This is a genomic window from Flavobacterium sp. FlaQc-30, assembly GCF_044005885.1.
In the GTDB taxonomy this organism is placed as follows: domain Bacteria; phylum Bacteroidota; class Bacteroidia; order Flavobacteriales; family Flavobacteriaceae; genus Flavobacterium.
This window is the reverse complement of record NZ_JBIPCO010000003.1, coordinates 250,743-276,765: the sequence shown is the minus strand read 5'-3', so window position 1 is coordinate 276,765 and position 26,023 is coordinate 250,743. Positions and strand designations below refer to the sequence as shown.

Genomic DNA, 26,023 nt, shown 5'->3' with positions numbered 1-26,023 from the left:
GTTTTATCCTATTCTTAACGATCAGCTTGCACACATTATAAAATAGTTTGTAATTTAGCCTCAAATTGAATTAAAGAAATAAATGAAAATATTAGTCATTCAGCAAAAAAGAATTGGAGACGTATTAACGAGTACAATAATTTGTAATAATCTAAAAACAAAATATCCAGACTCCACAATAGATTATATGTGCTACCCTAATTCTGTTGATGTTCTAAAAGAAAATCCCAATATTGACAATGTTATTGTATTAACAAATAAGGTCAGAAAGTCAATTCCTTCCTTATTTAAATTTATTTTTCAAATTCGAAGAAAAAAATACAACGCTGTAATTGATGTTTACAGCAAATTAGAAACAAATTTAATTACGCTGTTCTCTGGAGCAAAATATAAAGTTTCTTATCATAAATGGTATTCAAGCGTTTTTTACAATCACAGTTATGAGCGTTTTGATGCTGTAAAATCAGAACACGGTCTTGCAATCGAGAATAGATTATTACTTCTTAAACCTTTTATTTCTGAAAAAATCACAGACGTAAAGCCTAAAATCTTTTTAAAAGAATCTGAAATTAATGATGCCAAAAGTCTTTTAAAAAGTCATAACATTGACACCAGCAAACCTTTAATCATGTTTGGAATTCTAGGAAGTGAAGTTTACAAAACTTATCCGCTGGAAGGAATGGCAAAAATTATTGATTTTACGGTTGTCAAAACCAATGCTTCGATCATCTTTAATTATGTTCCAGATCAAAAAGATCTTGCTCAGGAAGTCTATAATTATTGCAGCGAGGAAACAAAAAAACACATTGCTTTTGATTTATATTGTACTGAACTACGTTCTTTTTTAGCACTTCTATCTCAATGCGAAATGCTTATAGGAAATGAAGGCGGCGCGGTAAACATGGCTAAAGCACTTGAAATTCCAACATTTTCTATATTCACACCTTCTGTTAGAAAAGAAACTTGGCAGATATTTGAAAATGAAGCCAAAAATGCTTCTATTCACTTAAAAGATTTAAAACCTGAAATTTACGAGCAGCATACCGAGCAATACATAAAAGAACGTACTTTTGAGTATTATGCAGAGTATCCTTTGCCTTTAATGCTTGAAAAATTAGAAACTTATTTTCAAGAGTACAAAAACTGAGAATACTCAGGATAATCATTATGCAAATTAATAACGAGCAAAAATTATCGGTTCTAATAATTACACTCAACGAGGAACGATATATAAAATCTCTGCTTGAAGATATTGATTTTGCTGATGAAATTATCGTAGTTGACTCATACAGTACCGATAAAACGGTTGATATAGCCAAATCTTTTCCGAATGTAAAATTGATTCAAAACGATTTTACAAACTATACTGCTCAACGTAATTTTGCTTTAGATCAAGCTAGAAATTCTTGGGTTTTATTTATCGATGCCGATGAACGATTGACTTCAGCGCTAAAAACTGAAATTATCTCGACAATAAACAGTAATAACACCGCAAGTGCTTATTTAATATATCGAACTTTTATGTTCAAGAATAAGCCGTTAAACTTCAGCGGCTGGCAGACTGATAAGATTTTCAGGCTTTTTAAAAAATCTGATTGCAGATACAATTCTGAAAGAATGGTTCATGAAAAGTTAATCGTAAATGGTAAAACTTCGATTTTAAAGAACAAAATCATTCACTTTTCTTATACTTCATATCAAGATTATAAACTGAAAATGTATAATTATGGCATTTTTAAGGCGAATGAAAAGCTAAAAAAAGGGCAAAAATCATCTTATATTTTAATGATTCTTCACCCTTTATATACTTTTTTATACCAATTTTTAATTCGTCTTGGTTTTCTCGACGGCATCAATGGCATTACCATTTGTTACCTAAACGCTTATAGTGTTTTTGTTCGTTACAAAAAGCTGCAAGAACTTACTTCTTCCAAAATTTAAGTTTCTTCTTTAAGCGTTTTTTTCTGTAAAACTTCTCCTGAAAATCAGAAGTATATTTCCACAACAACTCAAAAATTCTTTCTTCAGATTCTGAATATAATTTAGCATATTCATTACTCATTACCGCAACCATTTCTTTAAGAGGAGTTAATCGGCATAAATTTTTCATACGCATTTCAAAAGTCATTGTCTTATGAAATTCCATTCTATTTAAATCAACCAAAAAGAAATCATAATTCCCTTCAGCATTCTTTTTAATCAAAGTATTTCCAGGCGAATGATCTAAAAACTCAATTCCTTTTTCATGCAGATCAAAACTAAATCTAGTAAATTGTCTTAGAATATTCTCGCGATCCGGAAAATCTGGAATTTCAACCAGTTCTCTATAAGTCAGATCGCATTCTAAATGCTCGCTTGCATAAAAACTTTTATTAAGACCTAATATTGTCGAATACTCCGCAAAAGCAATAGGTTTTGGAGTTCCAATTTCCATTTCCAACAATTGCGTTGCAAACTCATATGATCGTCTTGCTTTTGACTTTCTAAAATATTTGTATGCAATTTTATTAATAAAGTGCGGAACTTTAAAAGACTTAATATTTATCACTTTATGATCGATCTCAAAAAGTTTAATTTTGTTACGGTCACCTATTCCAAAAAGCATTCCCGTTGAATCGAAATTTTCGATTGCATCCTGCAAACTTTTCTGATCAGATATATGAGAAGTATTAAAGATTATGTTCTTTTTCAATTTTTCAATTTTAGTAATCATTTTTTACAACGATCTTATTTAAACAAAAATTTAAACCATTGCCCAAAATTCCTGAAAAACAATTTTGTTTTTGGAATATTCAAATTCTTAGATTTTTCGACAATTTCCTTAATAGCTTTCATGTCTTTCGCTGGAAAATAATCCAACTTTTTCCATCTTTCTGGCTCTATGTAATAGAAATCGCTGTATTCCTTATAATTATTTTCATTGACTTTAATCCATTTATCAAGGAAGCCATTGTTTATATCTGTATTGTGTCCCCAGTTTTGACATTTAAAACGTAATTCTTCTTCACTTCTCGACAATGATTCATGTAAAACAATGTTATTAGTATAAATAACTTGTCCTTTTATTCTGCGCCCCACAACATATTGAGGATTATTTGTGGCAAAAATGGCTTTTGCAGGTTTGTCAACATATAAAATTCCTTCAGGAGTATATTTGTATAAAACAACCCAAAATGCAGCAACTTGAATTGATTTTTTTAATGGATTATCCAAATAAGAATCATACTTTCTTAAATCTGAAATAAACTTCTTAAAATCAACAAAATACTCGTCGCAATCAATTTGAATCAACCAATTTCCAATACCCATTTTTTCAGAAAGCATTTTACGCTCTCTAATTTCGCATTGCATTGTTGTTAGTTCAGGAACATAAAAATCGTCTTCAAAAATGACTACTTTTTTATCCACATCAAAAGCCTCAAGCCAATCAAAAAAAGAATTCTCAATAATGAAAGTCCCTCCATTCCAAGTGTTTCTGTTTTTGTCAATAGCTAAAAAAATCGTATCAGCATCCTTATACGTGGTCGGTAATGAGTTTTTTAATAATTCATAGTCATACGAAACCAAATAGCCAACTTGTATTTTTCCTATCATTGATACTTTTGTAAAATTTGTTGCAATTTACTAATTAATATCTATTTTTATGCCATGAAAAAGCAATATGACTATTTAATAATTGGATCGGGACTCTTTGGAAGTGTTTTCGCACATGAAGCAACAAAAGCAGGTAAAAAATGTCTGGTTATTGACAAAAGAAAACATACTGGAGGAAATGTATATTGTGAAAATATTGAAGGTATTAATGTTCATAAATATGGTGCACATATATTTCACACCAATGATAAAGGATTGTGGGATTATGTAAATCAATTTGTAAAATTTAATAATTTCACAAATTCTCCAATTGCATTAGCAAAAGGTAAATTATATAATTTACCTTTTAACATGAATACTTTTTATCAGCTTTGGGGCACAAAAACTCCGCAAGAAGCCAAAGCAAAAATTAAAGAACAAATAGCTACTTATGGCGTTGAAAATCCAAAAAACCTCGAAGAACAAGCTTTAAGCCTTGTTGGAAAAGACATTTATGATAATTTTATTAAAGAATATACTGAAAAACAATGGGGTCGAAAAGCTACTGAATTACCAGCTTTTATTATAAAAAGGCTTCCAGTTCGATTTACTTTTGATAATAATTATTTTAACGATCAATATCAGGGAATTCCAATAGGCGGATACAATAAACTAATCGAAGGTTTATTAGAAGACATTGAAGTAGTTACAAATACAGATTATTTTTTATACAGAGAAAAATTCAATGCCCTTGCAGATAAAATCGTTTATTCAGGAAAAATTGATGAATACTTTGATTATAAATTAGGAGTTCTTGAATACAGATCTCTTCATTTTGAAAATGAAGTTCTGAATACAGATAATTTTCAAGGAAATGCTGTTGTCAATTATAATGATGCTGGTTATGATTTTACAAGAATAATTGAGCACAAACATTTTGAATTTGGTAATCAGAGCAAAACAGTTATCACAAAGGAATATCCACAAGAATGGAATCCTTCTAACGAAGCTTTTTACCCTATAAATGATATTAAAAACCAAGCCTTATTTGAAAAATACAAAGAACTATCTCTAAAAGAAGAAAATGTAATATTTGGAGGAAGATTATCTGAATATAAATATTACGACATGCATCAGGTAATTGCCATGGCTTTAACAAGATCTAAAAAAGAATTAAACAATGATTAAAATTTTTGTAGTTACCCATAAAGAAAATCCAATATTGACTAATGACATTCTTGTACCTATTCAGGTTGGAACCAATGAGCCTATTACTGCAACTGTTTTAAGAGACAATACTCTTGATAATATAGCGGCCAAAAATGGTAATTACTGCGAATTAACTGCGGCTTACTGGATCTGGAAAAATGTAAAAGATGCTGATTATGTTGGTATTTGTCATTATAGAAGATATTTGAACTTTTATAATGATTGGTATAATTTAAAACCATCTGCTCAAAAAAAAATCAATCTGAATGATTTTAGGAATACTAAATTATTCAATACTTCTTCTTCAAAATTAGAAAAAAAAATAGCTTCGATTCTTTCAGAATATGATGTAATTTTGTGCAGACCTTATAAATTTAAAAAAGGCAGCTTAACTCAAAATTATTGTGACGATCACAGAAAAGAAGATTGGGATTTGACTAAAGCCATAATTCTGGAAAAATACCCGGAATACAAAGACAACATTGTGAAATTTCTAGATGAAGGAACTACTTTTCATATGGGAAATATGATGATTTCTTCAAAAGAAAAATTCGACACCTATTACAGTTGGTTATTCTCAATTCTTTTTGAACTTGAATCACGAATTACGATTCCGGAAGACACATATCAAGCCCGAATTTTTGGTTTTATTTCAGAAAGACTAATTAACCTTTATATGTACCACAACAAATTCAAAATCAAAGGAATTCCGTCATATAAAATAATAGATTTATAAAATGAACGAAGAAATACTAAAAGCATACGAAGTAATCAAAGAAGGCGGCATTATACTTTACCCAACTGATACTGTTTGGGGAATTGGCTGCGATGCTACAAATCCTGAAGCTGTTGCTAAAATATACAAGCTGAAACAACGTGCAGAAACACAAAGCATGATTGTTTTAATGAATGGCGAAAAAATGATGTACAATGTTTTTAAAAACATTCCAGAAGTAGCTTGGCAAATTTTAGATTTATCTGAAAAACCAACAACATTAATTTTAGATGAACCTAGAAATGTTGCTGCTAATATTATCGCCGCAGATAATTCGCTTGGAGTAAGATTAGTAAAAGAACCTTTTTGTTTTAAATTACTAGAGCGAATGAAAAAACCGCTGGTTTCAACATCAGCAAATATTTCAGGACAGCCTACTCCAATTGCTTTTAAAGATATTAACCCTGAAATCATCAACGGAGTTGATTATGTGGTTAATTTATATCACGATAAAGTTGCAGGAAAACCTTCGACAATTATAAAACTGACAAACGATTCTCAGGTAAAAGTGATTAGAAAATAAAAGGCTTCGACTTCGCTCAGTCAGACAAATCTTTTATGTCATCCTGAGCGAAGTCGAAGAACTTTTCACACTAAAAAAACCTTTGAATCTCTAAACAACTTTCAAAGACTCAATCAGCCAATCAATATCTTCTTTTGTGTTATAATGGCTGAATGAAATTCGAAGATTTGGCAACTGCAAATCATCTTCTGAAAGCATTTCTTTTAAAACATGCGACGGTTTTATACTCCCAGATTGGCAGGCGCTTCCTCTAGAAACTGCAATTCCTTTCATATCTAAACTAAACAAAAGCATCGACGTTTTATCTGAAGAAAACGGAAGTGTAATATTGATGATATTATAAAAATCATCTTTTCTCCCATTAATTCTAAAACCTGAAAAATAAGTTTCTAACTGCTCAATAAGATATTTCTTAAGCTCAGAAATATATTCGCGTTCTTCAGTTAAATTCTCATAAGAAACAGACAAAGCTTTTGCCATTCCAGCAATTTGATGTACTGCTTCGGTACCTGCGCGAAGTCCTTTTTCTTGCTCACCACCAAAAAACAAAGGCTGTAGTCCAGAATTTTTTCGAACAAAAGCAAAACCAACGCCTTTAGGCCCGTGAAATTTGTGCGCACTGGCTAAAATAAAATCAACTGGAGTTTTTTGCAGATCAATCTCGGTTTTCCCAATTGATTGAACCGTATCTGAATGAAATAAGGCGTTATATTGCTTACAAATAACCCCAACTCTATCCAAGTCTAAAATAGTGCCTGTTTCGTTGTTTACATGCATCAAACTAACGATTGTTTTTTTCTCGTCGCTTAGTAAATTAGATAAATGCGTCAAATCAAGACTTCCATCAGCATTTATCTTTACATAATTGACCTGAACACCATATTCTTCTTCCAATGCCATAACGGTATGCAAAACGGCATGATGTTCTATTTTTGAAGTAATAATTCGTTCGATCTTAAGATCTTCTACTGCCGATCTTAAAATCCAATTATCTGCTTCAGTTCCTCCCGAAGTAAAAATGATTTCCTGAGCAGAGCAGTTTAAGTGTTTAGCAATGCTTTTTCTAGAAAGTTCTAAAACTGTTTTGGCATTACGTCCAAAACTATGTGTCGATGATGGATTGCCAAAATCTTCAGTCATAACTTTAGTCATTTCCTGAATAACTTCAGGACGCATCGCAGTTGTTGAGGCGTTATCGAGGTATACTTTTTTCATTGCTGCAAAGTTATGAAATATCAATTGTCTAATCTTAAATATCATTTGCCAAATTTTTCACTATTTTTGACCCAAATAAAATTTACGATGAAAAAATATGCAAGCCTTGTATTATTGGCGTTTTTGCTAAACGGCTGTGATGATGGCGACCTTACAGTAGATACAATCGATTTTGACAGTGTTACAGCTGCAAGTTGCGATCCCACAACTAACACTTTAATTTACAAACTTAAAACGCAAGAATCATTACTGCTTCAATTACCGCAGGCAAACGGAATTGTAAACGATCCTAAAGTTTACACTTACGACATAGACAATAATCTATATCGTGTTGTATACAGAGCGTATGACGGTAAAGTAGAAACTACAAATATTTGCGGCGCTATACCACCAAGAACTCCAAATGTTACCGAAGAATGGTTAGGGAAAAGCGGGAAAATTGTAATTACAACTACACAAATAGCTAATGACCCAGACGTAAACGGAGCAACAAGAATTACGGGTTATAACCACAATATTGTATTTCAAAACATCACTTTTGCAAAACCTGCGGGAGATCAAGTTGAAGCCGAATTTCCGTTTGGAGATTATAAAACTACAGTTACTCCAGCTAATTTAACGTTTCAAAATGCCGCCAGCGGCGAAGCATTTATTTGCCCTGACAATTTAACGGTTTACAATTACAATACGTCCTTTACTTTAACAATCGAAAACTTTGATAAAAGCTTACTTGATAATGTAGAGACCCCTCCAGGAAAGCCAAGAACAGGAGCAATTGGAGCAACCACAAACAAGCTTTTTTATAGAACTTTTTTAAGCGGGACTGGAAGTATTTCTGCTGGTTATTTTTGTCAAACAACAACTCCTGCATTACCTGCTGTAAATGAAACTTGGGTGGGTGAAAATACAAACGCAGATCTAAAAGCAGAAATACAAGTTACAACAGAAAAAGTAGGCACAAACTATATTCACACCATTGTTCTTGCAAACGTTTCGCTAGTAAAAGGAAACAGTAAATTTAGACTTGGAACTAGTTTTCTTCTAGGAAAAATCACCAAGTAAAAAAGCAAAAAACAAAACAAAAAAAGAAGCAAAGACAACGTTCAAAAACGATCTTTGCTTCTTTTTTTATGCTTTTAAAAGAGCTTATTTAAGACTTCAAAACGTATTTATTTATTGTTTTGTCTAAAATAAACTTCGGTCGCCCCCAGTCCATATTTTTGATAATTAGCGTCTTGAAAATCGATACTATCATAACGACCCAATAAAAAATCTAATTCCGCTTTTAAAATTCCTTCGCCGACACCGTGAATAAAAACAATTTTTGGAATGCGATTTTTGATCGCAAATTCAATGTGTCTTTTCGCCGTTTCCGTCTGCAAAGTTAAGATGTCATAATTCGACATTCCACGTTTATTTGGAACCAGCTTTTCAATATGCAAATCAAATTCTGGAGCCGAAATTTCGCGTTTATCTTTGCGTTCTTTGACAAAACTACGTGGTTTTGGCTCTGTTTTTTCTTTTGAAATCTCATTTAAATCTATTCTTTTAATAGAATTCATTAAATTACTGGTTTCTTGAATTTTAAGTAACTCATTGACAAAAAATGTCATCATAAATCCGTCCTCTGTTTCAATCAAAACCTCATTGTTTTTCACTGAAACTACTGTTCCATTTATGGCCTCGTCTAAGACAGAAACCTTATCTCCTTTAGTCAACATCCTTCTCTTCTTTATCTTGGTTTTTACTTGGTGTTTTTGCGCTCAGCTGCATCATTCCATACATGAAAACTGCAATTGCAATTACCGTTATATAGATATTTTTTTCTTCCGAAACCTGCTCATATAACGCAACCGAAATGGCAAGAATCATAATTAAAATTTTAAACGTTTTCATATTTTAAAGTTTAAGAATTCAAAAGTAGCAAACTTTAAAATAACAGTTCCCTCCTCTTGAAATGTTATCTTATATTTTTTTCGTAAAATTGTAAAAAAAAATCACCGTGTCTTTAGAAAAATATATGATCCCCTGCATGTTCAAAACGCTCTTTGGAATTGAGTGTTTAGGCTGCGGTTTTCAGCGATCATTATTCTTACTTTTTCAAGGTGAATTTTTAGCGGCTTTTAATATGTATCCGGCAGTTTATACTACCCTTTTATTTTTGCTTTTAGTCGTTTTATATTTTGTAGATAAATCGAGAAATTATAAAAATATAATTTGGAAAGCAGCAAGCTTGAATATCATTTTTATGCTGGCCGGTTACTTTTACAAACACTTTTATCTTTGATGATTTTGGTCTTTTTTTACTTCTTAATTTTGTTCAAAATATCATTCATCATCTCAATTTGCACTTTCTGAATTTCGATTAATTCTTGCTGCTGATGCATAATTAAATGATCAATTTTATCGTGAATCATTCTAATTTCTAATTCCGATTTTAAGTTAATCATGTAGTCTTTTTTGGCACGATTTCGATCCTTCTCTTCTTGACGATTTTGACTCATCATAATTACCGGCGCTTGCAAAGCTGCAATACAAGATAAGATCAAATTCAGTAAAATAAACGGATATGGATCAAACCCTTTATTGACCAAAATATAAACATTCGAGCCAATCCAAATAATAATAAAAGCCAGAAACGAAATTATAAAAGTCCAGCTTCCGCCAAAATCTGCCACCTGATCTGCAATCTTTTGCCCAAAGTTTCTTGTCTCAGCTTCATCCTCAACAATACTCACTATTGATTTATCTTCTTTCAAAGAAGAAATAACGTTCTTTTCAAGATCTGAAAGCGCTCCAATTTCAGTAGACAAATAATTCGAAATGTATCTCTGACGATATTCATTCAGCTCCTCGACAGCTATACAATCGTCATCGCAAAAAGAAGGATGATCTTTGACAATTAACCCCAGTATTGGGTCGTGAATTGATTTTCCGTAAACTTTATCACTTTCGGGAAATTCTATATTTGAAATTGCACTCTTAAACGTTGAATTGTTTTTCATTTTTGTAAATTTTATAGGCTAATTTACACAATTAACTTCTTAAGAATCACATTATACTTTAGATTTCAGCAAACTTTCATTTATCACAAATACAACCCGAAGCACAAAATTTCTTTAGTTAATTCGTGCCTGTATTTACAAAAAACACCTTACTTTTAACGTTTTAAAATATCCATTCAATTTTATAATTGTGACAAAAGATACTATCATACAAAACATTAAAGCTTTAAAAAGCCATTCTACAATAAACTACGGTATCAAAACCAAAACCGAAGATTTTACTGAAAAGCTGTTCTATACTCTTTTTGATTCGAATGCCGCATTAGACGAAAGCATAAATGAACTCGAAATACGCTTTAAAGAAATTGCTGTTTTAGCTTGTCAAAAACCTGAAAACTTATGCGAGTCTATTTGGGATAGATTTCTTGAAAAACTGCCTGGGGTTCTTGAAAAACTGAATCAAGACGCAGCATATATTTTAGAAAATGATCCGGCATCAAACAGTATAGACGAAGTTTACTTGGGCTATCCTGGTTTTTATGCTATTGCCATTTATAGATTAAGTCACGAATTATACCATCTAGACTTATTGCTGTTCTCACGATTAATGAGCGAATATGCGCATCGAATTACAGGAACTGACATACACGCGGGAGCAAGTATTGCATCACCGTTTTTTATCGATCACGCAACTGGAATTGTTATAGGGGAAACCTCTGTTATTAAAAAACACGTTAAAATTTACCAAGGGGTTACTTTAGGAGCTTTGAGTGTGAGTAAGGAAATGAAAAATGCAAAAAGACATCCAACCGTTGAAGCAAATGTGTGCATTTATGCCAATGCCACAATATTAGGAGGAGGAACTATCATAGGCGAAAATAGTGTTATTGGAGGAAATGCATGGGTAACTAAATCTATTCCTGCAGATTCTATTGTTTTAAATACTACTACAACCGACGTTAAAATAAAAGAAAAAAGATAAAATGGGTCCACAGAAATTGTTAAACCTTATTGGAAATACTCCATTAATGGAAACTGTCAATTTGGTTAAAAATAAAAACGTAAAACTTTTACTAAAACTTGAAGGAAACAATCCGGGCGGAAGTGTAAAAGACAGAGCTGCTTACAACATGATTGCTTCGGCACTTGAAAGAGGCGAAATTAAAAAAGGCGACAAACTAATTGAAGCAACAAGCGGCAATACCGGAATTGCATTGGCAATGATTGCGCAATTGTTTCAAATAGAAATCGAATTGGTTTTACCAGAGGATTCTACAAAAGAAAGAACACAAACTATGCGCGCTTATGGCGCTACGGTTATTCTAACACCAGCAAGCGAAGGAATTATCGGCTCAAGAGATTATGCCGACAAAAAAGTCGCTCAAGGCGGATATTTAATGCTAAATCAGTTTGCGAATGACGATAACTGGAAAGCGCATTATAAAACTACTGGTCCAGAAATCTGGAATGATACTGACGGAACTGTAACGCATTTTGTTTCGGCAATGGGAACAACTGGCACAATCATAGGAACATCTACTTATTTAAAAGAAAAAAATCCTGCTATTCAAATTGTAGGCGCACAGCCAAGCGACGGATCGCAAATTCCGGGAATTCGTAAATGGCCGCAAGAATATCTGCCTAAAATTTTTGATGCTTCAAAAGTCGATACTGTTATTGATGTAAGCGAAGAAGAAGCCAGAGCAATGACAAAGAGATTGGCTCTGGAAGAAGGCGTTTTTGCAGGAATGAGCAGCGGAGGATCTGTTGCAGTTGCTTTAAAAATTGCAGAACAGTTAGAATCTGGTGTTATAGTTGCCGTTATCTGTGATCGCGGCGATCGTTATCTGTCATCTGATTTATTTGATTAATTTATAATGAAGGCTCTAAGCTTCTGAGACGCTAAGGTTCTAAGTTTTTTTTTAGATTCTACACACAAAACCTTAGCCCCTCAGAATCTTAGACTCTTAGAACCTAAAAAAATGAACTACAGAAAACTAGGCAAAACAAACTTCAACATATCCGAAATCTCACTGGGAACTTGGCAGGTTGGGGGAAAATGGGGATCAGGATTTAATGATAAAACTGCCGACGAACTTATAAATACTGCCATAGACAATGGCGTAAATTTTATTGATACTGCCGATGTTTATGAAAACGGATTAAGCGAAACTGCCGTTGGCCGTGTTGTTCGTTCGCGTTCTGAACGTATTTATGTGGCTACAAAATGCGGACGCAATATTAATCCGCATGTCAATGAAGGCTACCAGCCAAAAGTACTTCAGAAATTTGTTGAAGACAGTTTAAGAAGAACCGGATTAGAAACCTTAGATTTAATACAACTTCATTGTCCGCCTACCGAAGTTTATTATCGCCCTGAAATCTTTGAACTTTTTGACCGATTAAAAGAACAAGGCAAAATTTTGAATCTTGGCGTAAGCGTCGAAAAAGTCGAAGAAGCCTTAAAAGCAATAGAATATTCAAATGTAACTACAGTTCAAATCATCTTTAATTTATTCCGCCAGCGCCCGTCGCAGCTATTTTTCTCTGAAGCAAAAAAGAAAGATATCGGTATCATTGCACGTGTTCCGCTCGCAAGTGGTCTTTTAACGGGTAAATTTGATTCAAAAACAACTTTTGACACTCAGGATCATCGCAATTTTAATCGCAACGGAGATGCCTTTGATAAGGGCGAAACTTTTTCTGGTATTGATTATGAATTAGGTTTAAAAGCGGTCGAAAAACTAAAAGCCTTATTTCCTGAAACAACAAACCTTGCTCCTATTGCCTTGCAATGGATTTTGAGTTTCAATGAAGTAAGTTGCATTATTCCTGGAGCTTCAAAAAAAGATCACGTTCTTTCGAATTTATCAATTTATGATCTGCCTAATTTAAGCAGCGAAAAAATCGCAGCTATGAATAAAATTTATGAAGAGTACATAAAACCATCTGTACATCAGCTGTGGTAATTTTTAGAAGACACTAAGGTTCTAAGATGCTAAGGTGCTAAGTTTTAAACTTTGCGAAAAAAACTTAGATTCTTAGAACCTTAGTATCTTAGCATCTCCAAATTTACAATTCAAATTCAATTTTAAATTCAGCGCCTTTATTCCTGCCTTCGCTTAAAGCAGTTAGTTTTCCTTTATTTTTCTCAACAATTTTTTTGCATAAATACAATCCAATTCCCGTTGACGATTCATTTGCAGTCCCTAAACGGCTCATTTTTGTGAATTTCTTAAACAATTCATCAATCTGATTTTTATCGAACCCAATTCCTTCATCAGTAACCGTAATAATTACATTTGAATTCTCTTTAAAAACCCTAAGTTTTATTTCGCTGTCGAAATAAGAAAACTTAACGGCATTACTGATTAAATTAACTAAAACTTGAACTAATAAGCCTTCGTCTATTTTAAGTTTCACCTCGTCAACTTCGACATTTACTTTTAAGTTTACTTTTTTATCAATCAAACGTTGTTCAACCTGCTCGTTAATAAAAGGCAGAATGCTCGAGATTAAAATAGTCTTAAATTCAGGATTTATTTTTACAACTTGATCTTGTTCTTTTAATAATTTTATAAAATTCTCGATGTATCGAAATTGCAAATTAGTCGATTCGCAAATTAAACCTGCTAAATGTTTAACGGACTCAGATGGATTTTCACTTAAAATAAGCTCGGCTAAACCTTGCGGATTTCCTGCAAAATTTTTTAAATCGTGCGAAAGCATATAAATCAAATCCTGTTTTTCGTTTATAAAACTTTCGGCCTCATAAATTGATTCTTGAATATTACACATCAAAAGCCCTGCTTCATCAGTATATTCTGTTGGTAACACTGAAAGCTGCCTGTTATTTCTATAATCATCCAAAGATCTCGAAGCAATAGAAATTGGCTTGATTAATTGTTTTAATATCAAAAGCGTAACTACCGTTGCCAGCAGAGTCATAATTAAAGAAAAAAGTAAAATTGAAGTTGGTGAGACGGTATGTTCAAAAAAAAGTACAAAAAATAAAATTCCTATAAGCGGAATATGTATTCCTATAAATGCGACAAACAAAAATTTAAATGCATAACTTTTTTTCAAAAAGCTGATTTGTGAAAGATTGTGATACAACTTCATAAAACACGACAAACAATAGGTTATACTTGATACATTTGAGACTAATGCTAAAAACAAAGTTAACTTTTAAACTCAATTAAACTAATAAATTCAACAATTTGATAATTTTTTTTGAAATTTAAATTTATAAAAGTTTTCAAACGCTTATTTTTGCGCTATGGGAAGAAAAAATACAGACAAAGTTGTCTTTCATCAAATCCAGGTTCTTGATGCTGGAGCAAAAGGAGTGTCAGTAGCAAAAGCACCTGACGGAAAAGTAATCTTTATTCCGAATGTAGTTCCGGGTGATGTAGTTGATGTACAGACATTCAAAAAAAGAAAAGCCTATTACGAAGGTAAAGCCGTAAAATTTCACGAATTATCAGAGCATCGTATTGAGCCTATCTGCGATCATTTTGGTGTTTGCGGTGGTTGTAAATGGCAAAATATGAAATACAGCCAACAGTTGTATTACAAACAAAACGAAGTAAAAAATCATTTACAGCGTATTGGAAAAGTTGAACTTCCTGAATTTGAAACTATTTTAGGTTCTGAAAAGCAGTTTTTCTATAGAAATAAAATGGAATTTTCATTTTCTAACAGCCGTTGGTTAACAGAAAAAGAAATTGAAAGCAAGGAAGATCTAGGAAACAGAAATGCTTTAGGATTTCACATTCCGAAAATGTGGGATAAAATTCTTGACATTCAAAAATGTCACTTACAAGAAGATCCTTCTAATGCTATTAGAAATGAAATCAGAGCTTTTGCGAATGAACATAATTTAGCATTCTTTAACCCAAGAGAACATTCTGGCTTATTAAGAACAGTAATGATTCGTACTGCTTCAACAGGCGAAATTATGGTTTTGATTCAGTTTTTCGAAAATGACAAAGCTAATCGTGAACTTATTTTAGATCATTTATACGAGAAATTCCCGCAAATTACTTCTTTGCAATATGTGGTAAATGCTAAGCAAAACGACACTATCTACGATCAAGATATTAAACTTTATAAAGGAAGAGATTATATCTTGGAAGAAATGGAAGGTTTGAAATTCAGCATCAACGCTAAATCATTCTATCAAACAAATTCTGATCAAGCATATGAATTGTACAAAATTACACGTGACTTTGCTGGATTATCAGGAAACGAAACAGTTTACGATTTATATACTGGAACAGGAACTATTGCGCAATTTGTTTCTAAAAAAGCAAAAAAAGTAATTGGTGTAGAAAGTGTTCCTGAAGCAATTTTAGATGCAAAAGCAAATGCAGAGCGCAATAATATTACAAATTGCGAGTTTTTTGTTGGAGACATGAAAGTGGTATTCAATGAAGAATTCATTGCTCAGCATGGCAAACCGGATGTTATTATTACAGATCCGCCAAGAGATGGTATGCATGCAGCCGTAATCGATCAGATTTTAAAAATTGCTCCTAAAAAAGTAGTTTATGTAAGCTGCAACTCGGCAACACAAGCTCGTGATTTAGCATTGATGGACGAAAAATACAAAGTTACCCGCGTTCGACCTGTTGATATGTTCCCACAAACACATCATGTTGAAAATGTTGTACTTTTAGAACTTCGATAATTATAAAATTATAAATGAAAAAAATAGTCTCACTTTTACTTCTTTTTACGTTTGGACTGTCCAGCTGTGAAAAAGATGACATTTGCGATGGAAATACACCTACAACTCCACGACTTGTTATTACTTTTTATAATATTTCAGATCCGTCTGTTGTAAAAAATGTAACAAACCTAAAAGTTGTTGGTATTGGCGGCGGTGATCCAAATGGGATTATTTTTAACAGCAAAGGTACTGACACAGGTAAATATCTAGCAAATGGAAGTACTATTTCAATTCCATTAAAAACAGATGGTACAACCACTGCTTACAGTTTTATATTTAATGCCATAAACACTAATCCTGCAGCAGTAAATACAGATGTATTGACATTTAATTATACAACACAAAACATTTATGTATCGAGAGCTTGTGGTTTTAAAACTAATTTTACATTGAACCCAAGCGATAATTCAAGCACTGCCGGAATCATACGAACTGATCCTGCTAACGACGGTCAATGGATGCAGAGTATTGATATACTAACTCCTAACATTCAAACAGAAAATGAAACACATGTTAAAATATATTTTTAGTTTTTGCTTAGTGTTTTCAATGTTTTTAGGACATTCTCAAGAAACACCAGCTGCAACAAAAGAAATCGTTCAGGAAAAAACCAAAAAAACAGCAAAACCTGCTGTTCAGGAAACAAAAACAGATAGTATCCCAACAAAAACAGATCGTTATGGTTTGCGTGTAGGAGTAGATTTATACAAACTTACAAGAGGTCTTTATGATAAAGATTATAAAGGAATTGAGTTTGTGGGAGATTATCGTTTAACCAAAACGTATTATTTAGCCGCTGAATTGGGTTTTGAAAACAAAACAACTGATGATGACCGACTAAATTCCACTGCAAAAGGAACTTATATTAAAGCAGGATTTGATTACAATATGTACCAAAACTGGTTAGATATGGAAAACCTTATAACAATTGGTATGCGTGCTGGTTTCAGCTCTTTTAGTCAAGACTTAAACAGCTACAAAATTTATAATCCAAATCCGTATTGGGGAGAACAGCCCTACATTACGGCAAATCAAAAATACAACGGATTAAGCGCCGGCTGGATAGAAGTTGCGGGCGGTATTAAAGCTAAAGTTTTTAATAATGTATTTGTTGGTTTTGGTGTTCAACTTAAACTTTTAGTTATGAACAACAAACCTTCTGGATTTGACAATCTTTATATCCCAGGTTTTAACAGAACTTACGACGGAAGTTTTGGAGTAGGATTCAACTATACTGTTTCTTATTTTATTCCAATTTACAAGAAGAAAGTAGTTCTTCCAGAAATCAAAAAAGAAACTCCTAAAAAATAGAAAATCTTAATATAAAAAAGCCCCGAATTCAATAATTCGGGGCTTTTTTATATATGTGTAGTCGAAATCCAGCTTATTGCTTCAATACGTTTAATTCCTACTTACTAAAACTTTAAAGAATTATCCAATTTCTTTAATTCCTTTTATAAAAATCCATTTCATAAAAAGCTTCTCACCATCCTTTGTTCTTGCAGCCTGAAATTTTGGTGAAATTAAAGTAGCCACAATAAATGCCGTCATCGGAATCCACAAGCCTGTTAATCCTGTATAGCTTGCAATTAAAAATCTGCCTAAAATAAACAGAATTGCAAAACATCCTAATTGATATAAAAAAGCTCTTACTTGTAGTTTTGTCATTTTTTTTTGAGTTGCTTAGGTTCTGAGATACTAAGGTTCTAAGTTTTTTATTTAGAACTTTAGTTTTGAACCTAAAATTAATATATAACTAAATTTCACAAGCCAAATCTCTTAGTACCTTAGAAACTTAGCTCCTTAGAATCTTATATCTGAAATTTCGTTCTCTTACTGCCTTCGTACATTTCATATTTTACCAAACGAGCTTCAAGACTTCCGTTAAAAAGTTTGATTTTTCTTGACGGTTTTAATCCAACAAATTTTAAAGCTTCTAGGTTTGCAGTGATAAACCAAGCGTTTGTTCCTGGATAATTTTTCTTTAGAGTGTCACCAATACTAGCATAGAATTTCTCCATATGAATATCTAAACGCTCATCATACGGCGGATTAAATACAATATGTAATTTTCCTTCTACTTCTTTTTCAGAATCAAAAAAGTTGTCCTCAGAAATGGTTACATAATCTTCAAGATTAGCATTTCTAATGTTGTCTTTTGCTTTACTTACCGCACTTGGCGCTTTATCAAAACCTTTTATAGTATAATGAAATTCTTTTGTTTTTTTCATTAAACTGTTTACAATCTGATCAAACAAATCGTTGTCCCAGTCTTTCCATTTTTCAAAAGCAAATTCTTTACGATTGATATTAGCTGGAATATTGCAGGCGATCATTGCCGCTTCTGCTAAAAAAGTTCCTGATCCGCACATTGGATCTAAAAAGTGACTTTGTCCTTCCCAACCCGAAAGCAAAAGAACTCCAGCTGCTAAAACTTCGTTTATAGGTGCAATATTTGTAGCTGTTCTATACCCACGCTGATGCAATGAGTTTCCAGAAGTATCTAAAGCTACCGAAACCTGATCTTTGTCGATATGCACATTGATTCGTAAATCAGGATATTGCTTATCAATACTTGGTCTCTGCCCTGTTCTCTCTCTAAACTGATCCACAATAGCATCCTTACATTTTTGAGAAACAAACTCAGAATGATTAAAATAAGTAGAATGCACAGTTGCATCAATTACAAAAGTTTGATTTGCATTTAACAATTTCGACCAATTTATACCCGAAATTCCTTTGTACAATGCCTGCTCATTGTTAGCTCTAAAAGAGTAAATTGGTTTAAGTACTTTTAACGCCGTTCTAAGCGACAAATTGGCTTTATACATAAAACCTTTGTCCCCTTTAAAACTTACCATTCGCACTCCTTTTTCAACATCCTGAGCACCAAGCGTACGTAATTCTTGTTCTAATATTTCTTCAAAGCCAAAAAAACATTTGGCAATCATTCTAAAATTTTCTTCCATTTCTCTATAAATTAAAAAAACTAAAACTCAAAAGATGCACAGCAGTGCATCTCTACATTATGCAATGATAAAATTTAGTATCACCGCGAAATAGTTATTTTTCGGCAAAAATACACTAAATTTGCGGTACTTTAAATTAAATGAAATAGAATAAATGTCTGAAGCACCAAACTCATCAACACCAAATCAGGATCGTAATACAGAAAACTGGTTCTCTTCATGGTTTGATACTCCGTATTATCACATTCTTTATAAAGATCGAAATTACCGAGAAGCTCAGGTTTTCATGGATAATCTTACACATTACCTTAATCTTCCTGAAAAAGCAAAGGTGCTCGATTTAGCCTGTGGAAAAGGAAGACATTCTATATACTTAAACCAACTTGGTTATAACGTATTAGGTGCTGATTTATCTGAAAACAGCATTGCAGAAGCCAATAAAAACAGCAACGAATCACTGCACTTTAAAGTGCACGATATGCGTGAGCCTTTTGAAGAAAAATTTGATGCCATTTTTAATCTTTTTACCAGTTTTGGTTATTTTGAAAGTGACGATGATAATTTGACTACCCTAAAAGCTATCAAAGAAAGCTTATCTGAATATGGTTTTGCTGTAATTGATTTTATGAACGTAAATCAAGTTATTGAAACTCTAGTTCCAGAAGAAGTAAAAACGGTTGACGAAATTGATTTTCATATAAAAAGATATGTTGAAGACGGTCACATTTTCAAAGAAATTGACTTTGAAGATCAAGGCAGAAAATATCATTTTACAGAAAAAGTAAAAGCATTAACTTTGAAAGACTTTCAAGATTTAATGGATGAAGCAGGAATTTTTCTGTTAGACATTTTTGGAGATTATAAACTCAAAAAATTCCATAAAACCGAAAGCGAACGATTAATCATGATTTTTAAGTAAGTTTATTCGTTTAACTGTTAATTTGTTTAATCGCTTGAGCAAATTGACAAAAAGACCGATTAAACGATTAAACAAAAAACCGATTAAACAAAAAAATGAACTATTTACTACCCTTATTCTCTGTACTTTTAGGATATATAGTGGCTTTGTTTTTAAAACCTAAAAACAAAACCAATTTAAAGTTACTGCTGGCATTCAGCGGTTCATTTTTGTTATCTTTAACGGTAATGCATCTTTTGCCCGAAGTGTATGAATCCCACAATCATAATATTGGGATTTTTATTATGCTTGGGATTTTGTTTCAAATTGTACTTGAATTTTTCTCAAAAGGTGCAGAACATGGGCATGTTCATGGTCATGCAAAAATGTCTCAAATTCCGTGGCTCCTTTTTATAAGTCTTTGCATTCATGCTTTCTTAGAGGGTTTTCCTGTAAGCCATCATCATGACTTAGCTTTAGGAATTGCGATTCATCATTTGCCAATTGCAGTAATTTTAACCACATTTTTTATCAATGCGGATTTAGACAAAAAAGCCATTTTTGCCTTCATGCTTACTTTTGCCGTAATGACGCCTTTAGGAACTGTTGCTTCTGAATATCTGCCAATTTTAAATGAGTATTATACTGAAATTACCGCAGTAGTAATAGGTATTCTATTCCACATTTCATCAACCATTATTTTTGAAAGCAGTGAAGGACATAAATTTAATATCGCAAAAGTTTCAATGATTGTACTTGGAATTTTACTGGCATTTTTCTTGTAATTTCATGAAATTTTGTTTCCTTTTTAGCGGCTGAATATCATTTTTCATTATTTAAAATGATGCTTTTTCTTACTTGCTTTTTAATATTAGATTTCAAAAATAATACGGCTGAGCGTTTTTAGTATTTATGAAATTTTAAATAACTGACAAAAAATTAAAGCCTTTCCCTTTTTAGTTTTTCACTAAAAAAGAAACTGATTACGAGCTAAAATTCTAGATATTCCAGCTAATAAGTCTAGTTTCTTCATTAATCTTAACTATTCAGCAATATTGCTTTTCTTATTCGCGTAACAAAACTTCTGACAAACAGTCTTTATTGATAAAAAATAGAGCACAAAAAAAGATTACATTTCTTTGTGACTTTGTGTTGTAATTTTCTTTATTAAAATAAAAAAATATTAATTTTGACTGGTCTAAATAACACTCAAATGACATTTACAAAAACAACTGAACTCTCATCACAATATGAACATTTAGAAAAAATGTCTGTTCATGAATTGTTATCAAATATCAACCAAGAAGATAAAACTGTTCCTTATGCAGTAGAAAAAGCTTTACCTCAAATAGAAGCTTTGATTCCACAAATAGTTGCAAAATTGAAACTAGGCGGCAGATTGTTTTATATTGGAGCAGGAACTTCAGGTCGTTTAGGTGTTGTTGATGCATCAGAATGTCCGCCTACTTTTGGTGTTCCTTTTGATTTAGTAAATGGTATAATTGCCGGCGGTGATACCGCGATAAGAAGGGCAGTTGAAAATGCCGAAGATAACCCAACACAAGCTTGGATTGATTTAAAGGCTTATAATATCAATCAAAATGATGTCGTGATTGGAATTGCTGCTTCAGGAACAACTCCTTATGTTATTGGAGGATTAGAAACCTGCAACCAAAACAATATTGTAACGGGCTGTATTACCAACAATGCTGGAAGTCCGCTTGCATTAACAGCAAAGTTCCCAATTGAAGTTGTGGTTGGTCCTGAATTTATTACAGGAAGTTCGCGAATGAAAGCAGGAACAGCACAGAAACTGGTTTTAAACATGATTTCGACAGCAGCGATGATTCAGCTTGGAAAAGTAAGAGGCAACAAAATGGTCGATATGCAGTTAAGTAATGTTAAACTTGTAGATCGAGGTGTTAAAATGATTATGGGTGAAATTCCCGTTTCATATGATGAAGCATCTGAATTACTCAAAAAATATGGCAGCGTTAGAAATGCTGTTGATAATTATCATAAGTAAACCGTTTTCTTTGTGGTACCTTTAACCGCAAACTTTATCAAGTTTTCAAACTTGAAACAAAAACACACTCAAATGGCAACAAATAAGCAACTATTAGGAAAAGGAATTAAATATTTAACTGGCGCTCTGCCGTTAATGTTTCTTGGACCTTCATTGATTTACAATGCTTTTATGAATCAACATACCAATTGGCATTATTTAGTTTTAGGAATTGGAATTGCGGCTTGCTTAGCTTCTATGTTTTTAATTTTCTACGGATTGAAAACAATTATGAAAGGTATATTTAATGACTAATTTTAGTCAAGTAAACAATTCTTAACAGCTCCGAACCTATTAAGTATTCCTCTGCTATTTAATATTTATCCAACACAAAATGGAAAGTCTAATTCACATTCAAAAAACATTCGAAAAAGTTGTTTACATCGATAAAAAAATAAACAATCGTGAGTTTGAAGATTGTGTGTTTAAAAATTGTGATTTCTCGAATAGTAATTTTAATTCTAATACTTTTTTAGACTGCGAATTTATTGACTGCAACTTATCTATGACAAGTTTAGCAGGAACGAGTTTAAAAAATGTGACTTTTAGAAACTGCAAACTTTTAGGAATCGCTTTTAATGAATGTGACGATTTTTTGTTTCAAGTCCATTTTGAAGAGTGCACTTTAGATTATGCTTCATTTGCTAATAAAAAAATGCCAAAAACAAAATTTATTAATTCATCACTTAGAGAAGTAACTTTTATAAGTGTTAATTTAACCAGTTCTGTTTTTGACAATTGTAACTTAGACAGCGCTATATTTAATGAAACCCAATTGGCAGCAGTTGATTTTAGAACGGCTTACAATTACAAAATCGATCCTGAATTTAATGCTATGCGAAAAGCACAATTTTCGACTCAGGGAATTGTTGGGCTTTTAGATAAATACGATATTAAGATTGTATAAATAGCGGCTTGACTTTCATTTTTCAATTGTTCTCAATCCCTTCTTTATAATATAAGCTGTTTCTTTTGCAGTACTTTCTGTTTGCCACTTTTTGCATAAATCTTTAACAAAATCTGGTCGCGATTTGCTGGCATCATTAAGCCAGTTCCCTACACTATCCTGAACATATTTAGATGGATCTGATTTTAGGGAATCTAAAATTTTTAAAGCCAATTCTGGTTTTTGCTTAAGCTCTTCGATATGTTCGCACCAAACTCCTCTAGGCCGTATTGCTTCGGTTGCAAAGCGTCTAATATTTTCATCTTCGTTTAAAGTCCATTTTAATAAAATTTCAAGGCTTCTATCCAAATTCTTTGCTATATATGAACGAACAGCCAACCATGAAATTTCTCGAACTCCAAAATGTTTATCGGCTGCCAAAAACTGAATTTGTTCTAACATTTCCTCAATTGTATATTCTGTATTTTTACCTATTGTATATGCTGACCAGCATCTAACTAAATCTGATTTATGCTTAGAAATATCTGACAGGATGCTTAAATCATTATTTAAAGCAGACAATTTTAATATTCCAGTTCCAATTGCTTCGTTTATAGTATTAACAGTTTGCTTTTTCAATCTTCCAACATCTATTAAAATAGGTTCCAAATATTCAGTTCTATTTAATTCTTTCAAGAGGTTTTCGAGAAGTACAATTTGATTAACAGCAAGCCATTCGACTAAATTTGCCGATTCAATTTTGCCTTTATTAAGCTGTTCTAAAATAGAGCTCGGAATGTCTTTTGCAGATCGTGCTCCTTTACGTTTTATGGCTGTATTCGATGTTTCTATTTGATTCATTAATTCACTCATTCTGCTTAAAATTTTGACTATTTTTGTAAAGATCGGTAAGTTGGATCAACTTGACAATACCGCATATTTTTATCCCATAGGGGCACAAAAGTCAATTTTATGCAAACAAAGGAACGAAACACAGAAAATAAAATTTGTCCATTAGAAATTGCTGTAAACTGTATCAGCGGAAAATGGAAAATTCCCATTGTCTGGCAGATTAATGACGGAAAAAAAAGACCAAGTGAATTTTTACGCGGCATTGCTAAAGTAGACAGACGCGTTTTAAATCAGCAGCTAAATGAAATGGTAGAAGACGGCATATTGATAAAACATTCTTTTAATGAACTTCCTCCGCGTGTTGAATATACTTTGACCGAAACTGGAGAACAATTAGTCGAAATACTATGGAAACTTAATGATTGGGGGAAATTACTGATTTCCGAAAACAAAATTGAGCTTCAATCTTAAAACGCACAAATCATGAAAACAAATGAATCTTATTTAGAAAGTGTTAAAAAACAATTTTTGTATTACAAAATACTTGGCGAAAAAGCGATCAACCAACTAGAACCTGAGCAGCTTTTTCTTGAAACAAACGAAGACACTAACAGTATTGCTACGATTGTAAAACATATTTCTGGAAATATGCTTTCACGATGGACAGACTTTTTAACTTCTGATGGCGAAAAGGAATGGCGAAATCGTGATTCTGAATTTGAAAATGATTTAAAGTCAAAACAAGAGGTTTTAGAAGTTTGGAATAAAGGCTGGAAATGTCTAGAAAATGCTTTGGACGTCCTAAAACCTGAACAGCTTTCGGATATTATTTATATTCGAAATGAAGGTCATACCGTTATTGAAGCCATAAATAGACAACTTGCACATTATCCTTATCATGTTGGGCAGATTATTTTTTATGCTAAACAACTAAAAAACAGTTCTTGGGACAGCTTATCGATTGCTAAGAATAAATCAGGAAATTACAATGCCGAAAAGTTTGCCAAAGAAAAAGAAATTAAGAACTTTACCGATGATGAATTAAAGAGATTGAAATTATAAAAGCTATAGGCTTTAAGCTGTAAGCGATAAGCAAAGCTGCTTACTGCTTAAAGCTTAAAGCCTATAGCTTAAAGCTTAAAAAAAAATGAAAAAAATACTATTCTTACTTCCAGTATTAGCACTGGTATCCTGTTATAATGCCGAGCACAATTGTAAAGATTTTAAAACCGGAAAATTCAAATTTGAGTTTGAAGTAAACGGCGTAAAAAAAACTACGGTTTTTGAACGTAAAGACAATATTGAAATCGAAACTTTTGAAGGAAAAACTGATACTTCGACTATCCGCTGGGTGAGCGACTGCGAATATGTACTGCAAAAAAAGCATCCAAAAAATATGGCCGAAGAAAAAGCAATCAGTATGAAAATCCTAACCACCACAAAAGATTCTTATACCTTTGAATTTGGTATGGTTGGTTCTGAGGAAAAACAACGCGGTACCGTTTTTAAAATTGACTAAATAATATAAATAAACTCGTTTGATATGGAAGTATTCTTGAATCCTGATGCTTGGATTGCTTTATTGACTCTAACTTTTCTTGAAATTGTTTTAGGAATCGATAACATCATTTTTATATCGATTGTTACGGGCAAACTGCCTGAAGAAGATCGCAAAAAAGCAACTCGAATAGGTTTATTTCTGGCTATGTTCATGCGAATTGCTTTATTAATGGGAATCTCTTATTTAATCGCCATGAAAGCAACAATTTTCAGCATTCATTGGGGTTGGTTTGAGGGTGATTTTACTGGACAAGCCGTTATTTTATTCCTTGGAGGTTTATTTTTAATTTATAAAAGCACCAAAGAAATCAGTGAAAAAGTGGACCATAAAGGCGAGGAAGAAAAAACAATTAAAACTGCTGCAAAAAAATCATTTTCAAATGTTATCGTTCAGATTTTATTGATCGATTTAATATTTTCTGTTGATTCTATTTTGACTGCGGTTGGAATGACAAATGGTGTACACGGCGCATTGACAATTATGATAACCGCGGTTATTATTTCTGTTGCCGTTATGATGTTATTTGCCGTTCCTGTTGGAAACTTCGTAAACCAAAACCCATCCATTCAAATATTAGGACTTTCATTTTTAATCTTAATTGGATTCATGCTAATTACAGAAAGTATGCACTTATCAAATGCAGCTCTTGCTGGTGAACATATTGGTGCTGTGCCAAAAGGTTATCTATATTTTGCCATCTCCTTTTCACTGGCTGTGGAATTTATTAATATGAGAATCCGAAAAAGACAAGCATAAAC

Annotated in this window: 32 protein-coding genes; 22 read left to right on the top strand and 10 right to left on the bottom strand. The window is 32.5% G+C overall.

The annotated features are described in order from the left end of the window. The first annotated feature begins 82 nt into the window (after positions 1–82). Both ACHRV0_RS09270 and ACHRV0_RS09265 read left to right on the top strand, forming a co-directional pair. A complete protein-coding gene (locus ACHRV0_RS09270) occupies positions 83–1,147 on the top strand; it encodes a glycosyltransferase family 9 protein (RefSeq protein ID WP_395440656.1) in 1,065 nt (354 codons plus the stop codon). A 20-nt stretch (positions 1,148–1,167) separates the two neighbouring features. Beyond that, a complete protein-coding gene (locus ACHRV0_RS09265) occupies positions 1,168–1,941 on the top strand; it encodes a glycosyltransferase family 2 protein (RefSeq protein WP_395440655.1) in 774 nt (257 codons plus the stop codon). Here ACHRV0_RS09265 and ACHRV0_RS09260 read toward each other — a convergent pair. Next, on the bottom strand, positions 1,922–2,659 hold the full coding sequence (locus ACHRV0_RS09260; RefSeq protein WP_395440779.1) for a lipopolysaccharide kinase InaA family protein: 738 nt from the start codon (positions 2,657–2,659) through the stop codon (positions 1,922–1,924). The genes ACHRV0_RS09265 and ACHRV0_RS09260 overlap by 20 nt on opposite strands. Before the next feature lie 68 nt (positions 2,660–2,727). Next, entirely contained in the window at positions 2,728–3,594 is an 867-nt protein-coding gene (locus ACHRV0_RS09255; RefSeq protein WP_395440653.1) for a hypothetical protein, read from the bottom strand. A gap of 54 nt (positions 3,595–3,648) precedes the next feature. Here ACHRV0_RS09255 and glf point away from each other — a divergent pair, with 54 nt between their 5' ends. Genes glf through ACHRV0_RS09240 form a run of 3 tightly spaced genes read left to right on the top strand, consistent with a single transcriptional unit; the run spans position 3,649 to position 6,080 of the window. Further along, a complete protein-coding gene (gene glf / locus ACHRV0_RS09250) occupies positions 3,649–4,761 on the top strand; it encodes a UDP-galactopyranose mutase (RefSeq protein WP_395440651.1) in 1,113 nt (370 codons plus the stop codon). Further along, positions 4,754–5,518, top strand: coding sequence for a DUF4422 domain-containing protein (locus ACHRV0_RS09245; RefSeq protein ID WP_395440649.1), 765 nt, complete (start codon positions 4,754–4,756; stop codon positions 5,516–5,518). Before glf ends, ACHRV0_RS09245 begins: the two co-directional genes overlap by 8 nt. 1 nt (position 5,519) lies before the next feature. Further along, positions 5,520–6,080, top strand: coding sequence for an L-threonylcarbamoyladenylate synthase (locus tag ACHRV0_RS09240; RefSeq protein WP_129055373.1), 561 nt, complete (start codon positions 5,520–5,522; stop codon positions 6,078–6,080). A gap of 90 nt (positions 6,081–6,170) precedes the next feature. Here the strand turns inward: ACHRV0_RS09240 and ACHRV0_RS09235 are convergent, their stop codons facing one another. Beyond that, a complete protein-coding gene (locus ACHRV0_RS09235) occupies positions 6,171–7,295 on the bottom strand; it encodes a cysteine desulfurase family protein (protein ID WP_395440647.1) in 1,125 nt (374 codons plus the stop codon). An 87-nt stretch (positions 7,296–7,382) separates the two neighbouring features. Between ACHRV0_RS09235 and ACHRV0_RS09230 the strand changes: the two genes are divergently transcribed. Next, positions 7,383–8,357 carry a hypothetical protein gene (locus ACHRV0_RS09230; protein WP_395440646.1) on the top strand — a complete coding sequence of 325 codons (975 nt, stop codon included), beginning with the start codon at positions 7,383–7,385 and terminating at the stop codon, positions 8,355–8,357. A 107-nt stretch (positions 8,358–8,464) separates the two neighbouring features. Here the strand turns inward: ACHRV0_RS09230 and ACHRV0_RS09225 are convergent, their stop codons facing one another. Next, a complete protein-coding gene (locus ACHRV0_RS09225) occupies positions 8,465–9,016 on the bottom strand; it encodes a Smr/MutS family protein (protein ID WP_395440644.1) in 552 nt (183 codons plus the stop codon). Continuing rightward, positions 9,006–9,191, bottom strand: a complete 186-nt coding sequence (locus ACHRV0_RS09220; protein WP_129025795.1) for a hypothetical protein — start codon at positions 9,189–9,191, stop codon at positions 9,006–9,008. Before ACHRV0_RS09220 ends, ACHRV0_RS09225 begins: the two co-directional genes overlap by 11 nt. A gap of 124 nt (positions 9,192–9,315) precedes the next feature. Here ACHRV0_RS09220 and ACHRV0_RS09215 point away from each other — a divergent pair, with 124 nt between their 5' ends. Continuing rightward, positions 9,316–9,582, top strand: a complete 267-nt coding sequence (locus tag ACHRV0_RS09215; RefSeq protein WP_395412179.1) for a DUF2752 domain-containing protein — start codon at positions 9,316–9,318, stop codon at positions 9,580–9,582. A 16-nt stretch (positions 9,583–9,598) separates the two neighbouring features. On the opposite strand, the gene ACHRV0_RS09210 is transcribed toward ACHRV0_RS09215, so the two are convergent. Continuing rightward, the gene (locus ACHRV0_RS09210; protein WP_129025791.1) at positions 9,599–10,300 is read right to left on the bottom strand and encodes a DUF1003 domain-containing protein; all 702 of its coding nucleotides are present in this window, start codon (positions 10,298–10,300) and stop codon (positions 9,599–9,601) included. Between the two features lie 190 nt (positions 10,301–10,490). Here ACHRV0_RS09210 and epsC point away from each other — a divergent pair, with 190 nt between their 5' ends. The 3 genes from epsC to ACHRV0_RS09195 all read left to right on the top strand — a co-directional run bounded on the left by epsC (position 10,491) and on the right by ACHRV0_RS09195 (position 13,269). Next, positions 10,491–11,282, top strand: a complete 792-nt coding sequence (gene epsC, locus ACHRV0_RS09205; RefSeq protein ID WP_129025789.1) for a serine O-acetyltransferase EpsC — start codon at positions 10,491–10,493, stop codon at positions 11,280–11,282. Between the two features lies 1 nt (position 11,283). Continuing rightward, on the top strand, positions 11,284–12,171 hold the full coding sequence (cysM, locus tag ACHRV0_RS09200; protein ID WP_395440641.1) for a cysteine synthase CysM: 888 nt from the start codon (positions 11,284–11,286) through the stop codon (positions 12,169–12,171). Between the two features lie 111 nt (positions 12,172–12,282). Next, the gene (locus ACHRV0_RS09195) at positions 12,283–13,269 is read left to right on the top strand and encodes an aldo/keto reductase (RefSeq protein ID WP_395440639.1); all 987 of its coding nucleotides are present in this window, start codon (positions 12,283–12,285) and stop codon (positions 13,267–13,269) included. 103 nt (positions 13,270–13,372) lie between these two features. Here the strand turns inward: ACHRV0_RS09195 and ACHRV0_RS09190 are convergent, their stop codons facing one another. Then, on the bottom strand, positions 13,373–14,386 hold the full coding sequence (locus ACHRV0_RS09190; RefSeq protein ID WP_241686613.1) for a sensor histidine kinase KdpD: 1,014 nt from the start codon (positions 14,384–14,386) through the stop codon (positions 13,373–13,375). A gap of 193 nt (positions 14,387–14,579) precedes the next feature. Here ACHRV0_RS09190 and rlmD point away from each other — a divergent pair, with 193 nt between their 5' ends. Genes rlmD through ACHRV0_RS09175 form a run of 3 tightly spaced genes read left to right on the top strand, consistent with a single transcriptional unit; the run spans position 14,580 to position 17,345 of the window. Next, a complete protein-coding gene (rlmD, locus tag ACHRV0_RS09185) occupies positions 14,580–15,992 on the top strand; it encodes a 23S rRNA (uracil(1939)-C(5))-methyltransferase RlmD (protein WP_089052398.1) in 1,413 nt (470 codons plus the stop codon). 14 nt (positions 15,993–16,006) lie between these two features. Beyond that, positions 16,007–16,564, top strand: coding sequence for a DUF6452 family protein (locus tag ACHRV0_RS09180; RefSeq protein WP_129025779.1), 558 nt, complete (start codon positions 16,007–16,009; stop codon positions 16,562–16,564). Next, positions 16,536–17,345 (top strand): DUF6048 family protein, encoded by an 810-nt coding sequence (locus tag ACHRV0_RS09175; RefSeq protein WP_129025777.1) that lies wholly within the window; start codon positions 16,536–16,538, stop codon positions 17,343–17,345. The genes ACHRV0_RS09180 and ACHRV0_RS09175 overlap by 29 nt, the downstream gene beginning before the upstream one ends. 120 nt (positions 17,346–17,465) lie before the next feature. On the opposite strand, the gene ACHRV0_RS09170 is transcribed toward ACHRV0_RS09175, so the two are convergent. Then, positions 17,466–17,702 carry a hypothetical protein gene (locus ACHRV0_RS09170; RefSeq protein ID WP_129025098.1) on the bottom strand — a complete coding sequence of 79 codons (237 nt, stop codon included), beginning with the start codon at positions 17,700–17,702 and terminating at the stop codon, positions 17,466–17,468. Between the two features lie 143 nt (positions 17,703–17,845). Continuing rightward, complete coding sequence (locus tag ACHRV0_RS09165; RefSeq protein WP_129025100.1) at positions 17,846–19,003, bottom strand: class I SAM-dependent RNA methyltransferase; 1,158 nt, start codon at positions 19,001–19,003, stop codon at positions 17,846–17,848. 154 nt (positions 19,004–19,157) lie between these two features. On the opposite strand from ACHRV0_RS09165, the gene ACHRV0_RS09160 reads away from it, so the two are divergent. From ACHRV0_RS09160 to ACHRV0_RS09140, 5 genes are all read left to right on the top strand, one after another. After that, positions 19,158–19,922, top strand: coding sequence for a bifunctional 2-polyprenyl-6-hydroxyphenol methylase/3-demethylubiquinol 3-O-methyltransferase UbiG (locus ACHRV0_RS09160; RefSeq protein ID WP_129025102.1), 765 nt, complete (start codon positions 19,158–19,160; stop codon positions 19,920–19,922). 95 nt (positions 19,923–20,017) lie between these two features. Continuing rightward, entirely contained in the window at positions 20,018–20,686 is a 669-nt protein-coding gene (locus tag ACHRV0_RS09155) for a ZIP family metal transporter (RefSeq protein WP_089052451.1), read from the top strand. 428 nt (positions 20,687–21,114) lie between these two features. After that, on the top strand, positions 21,115–21,927 hold the full coding sequence (gene murQ, locus ACHRV0_RS09150; protein WP_395440635.1) for an N-acetylmuramic acid 6-phosphate etherase: 813 nt from the start codon (positions 21,115–21,117) through the stop codon (positions 21,925–21,927). A 72-nt stretch (positions 21,928–21,999) separates the two neighbouring features. Continuing rightward, positions 22,000–22,221 carry a DUF6095 family protein gene (locus tag ACHRV0_RS09145; protein ID WP_089052405.1) on the top strand — a complete coding sequence of 74 codons (222 nt, stop codon included), beginning with the start codon at positions 22,000–22,002 and terminating at the stop codon, positions 22,219–22,221. A 79-nt stretch (positions 22,222–22,300) separates the two neighbouring features. Then, a complete protein-coding gene (locus ACHRV0_RS09140; protein ID WP_395440633.1) occupies positions 22,301–22,873 on the top strand; it encodes a pentapeptide repeat-containing protein in 573 nt (190 codons plus the stop codon). A gap of 15 nt (positions 22,874–22,888) precedes the next feature. Here ACHRV0_RS09140 and ACHRV0_RS09135 read toward each other — a convergent pair whose 3' ends face one another. Then, complete coding sequence (locus ACHRV0_RS09135) at positions 22,889–23,725, bottom strand: DNA alkylation repair protein (RefSeq protein ID WP_395440631.1); 837 nt, start codon at positions 23,723–23,725, stop codon at positions 22,889–22,891. Positions 23,726–23,824: 99 nt separating this feature from the next. Between ACHRV0_RS09135 and ACHRV0_RS09130 the strand changes: the two genes are divergently transcribed. The 4 genes from ACHRV0_RS09130 to ACHRV0_RS09115 all read left to right on the top strand — a co-directional run bounded on the left by ACHRV0_RS09130 (position 23,825) and on the right by ACHRV0_RS09115 (position 26,021). Then, positions 23,825–24,175: a helix-turn-helix domain-containing protein gene (locus ACHRV0_RS09130; protein WP_089052407.1), complete on the top strand. Its 351-nt coding sequence runs from the start codon at positions 23,825–23,827 to the stop codon at positions 24,173–24,175. Between the two features lie 12 nt (positions 24,176–24,187). Then, positions 24,188–24,766: a DUF1572 family protein gene (locus ACHRV0_RS09125; protein ID WP_395440629.1), complete on the top strand. Its 579-nt coding sequence runs from the start codon at positions 24,188–24,190 to the stop codon at positions 24,764–24,766. An 85-nt stretch (positions 24,767–24,851) separates the two neighbouring features. Next, positions 24,852–25,223, top strand: coding sequence for a DNA topoisomerase IV (locus tag ACHRV0_RS09120; protein ID WP_099719771.1), 372 nt, complete (start codon positions 24,852–24,854; stop codon positions 25,221–25,223). Positions 25,224–25,247: 24 nt separating this feature from the next. Further along, positions 25,248–26,021, top strand: a complete 774-nt coding sequence (locus ACHRV0_RS09115) for a TerC family protein (protein ID WP_395440627.1) — start codon at positions 25,248–25,250, stop codon at positions 26,019–26,021. Positions 26,022–26,023 lie beyond the last annotated feature (2 nt).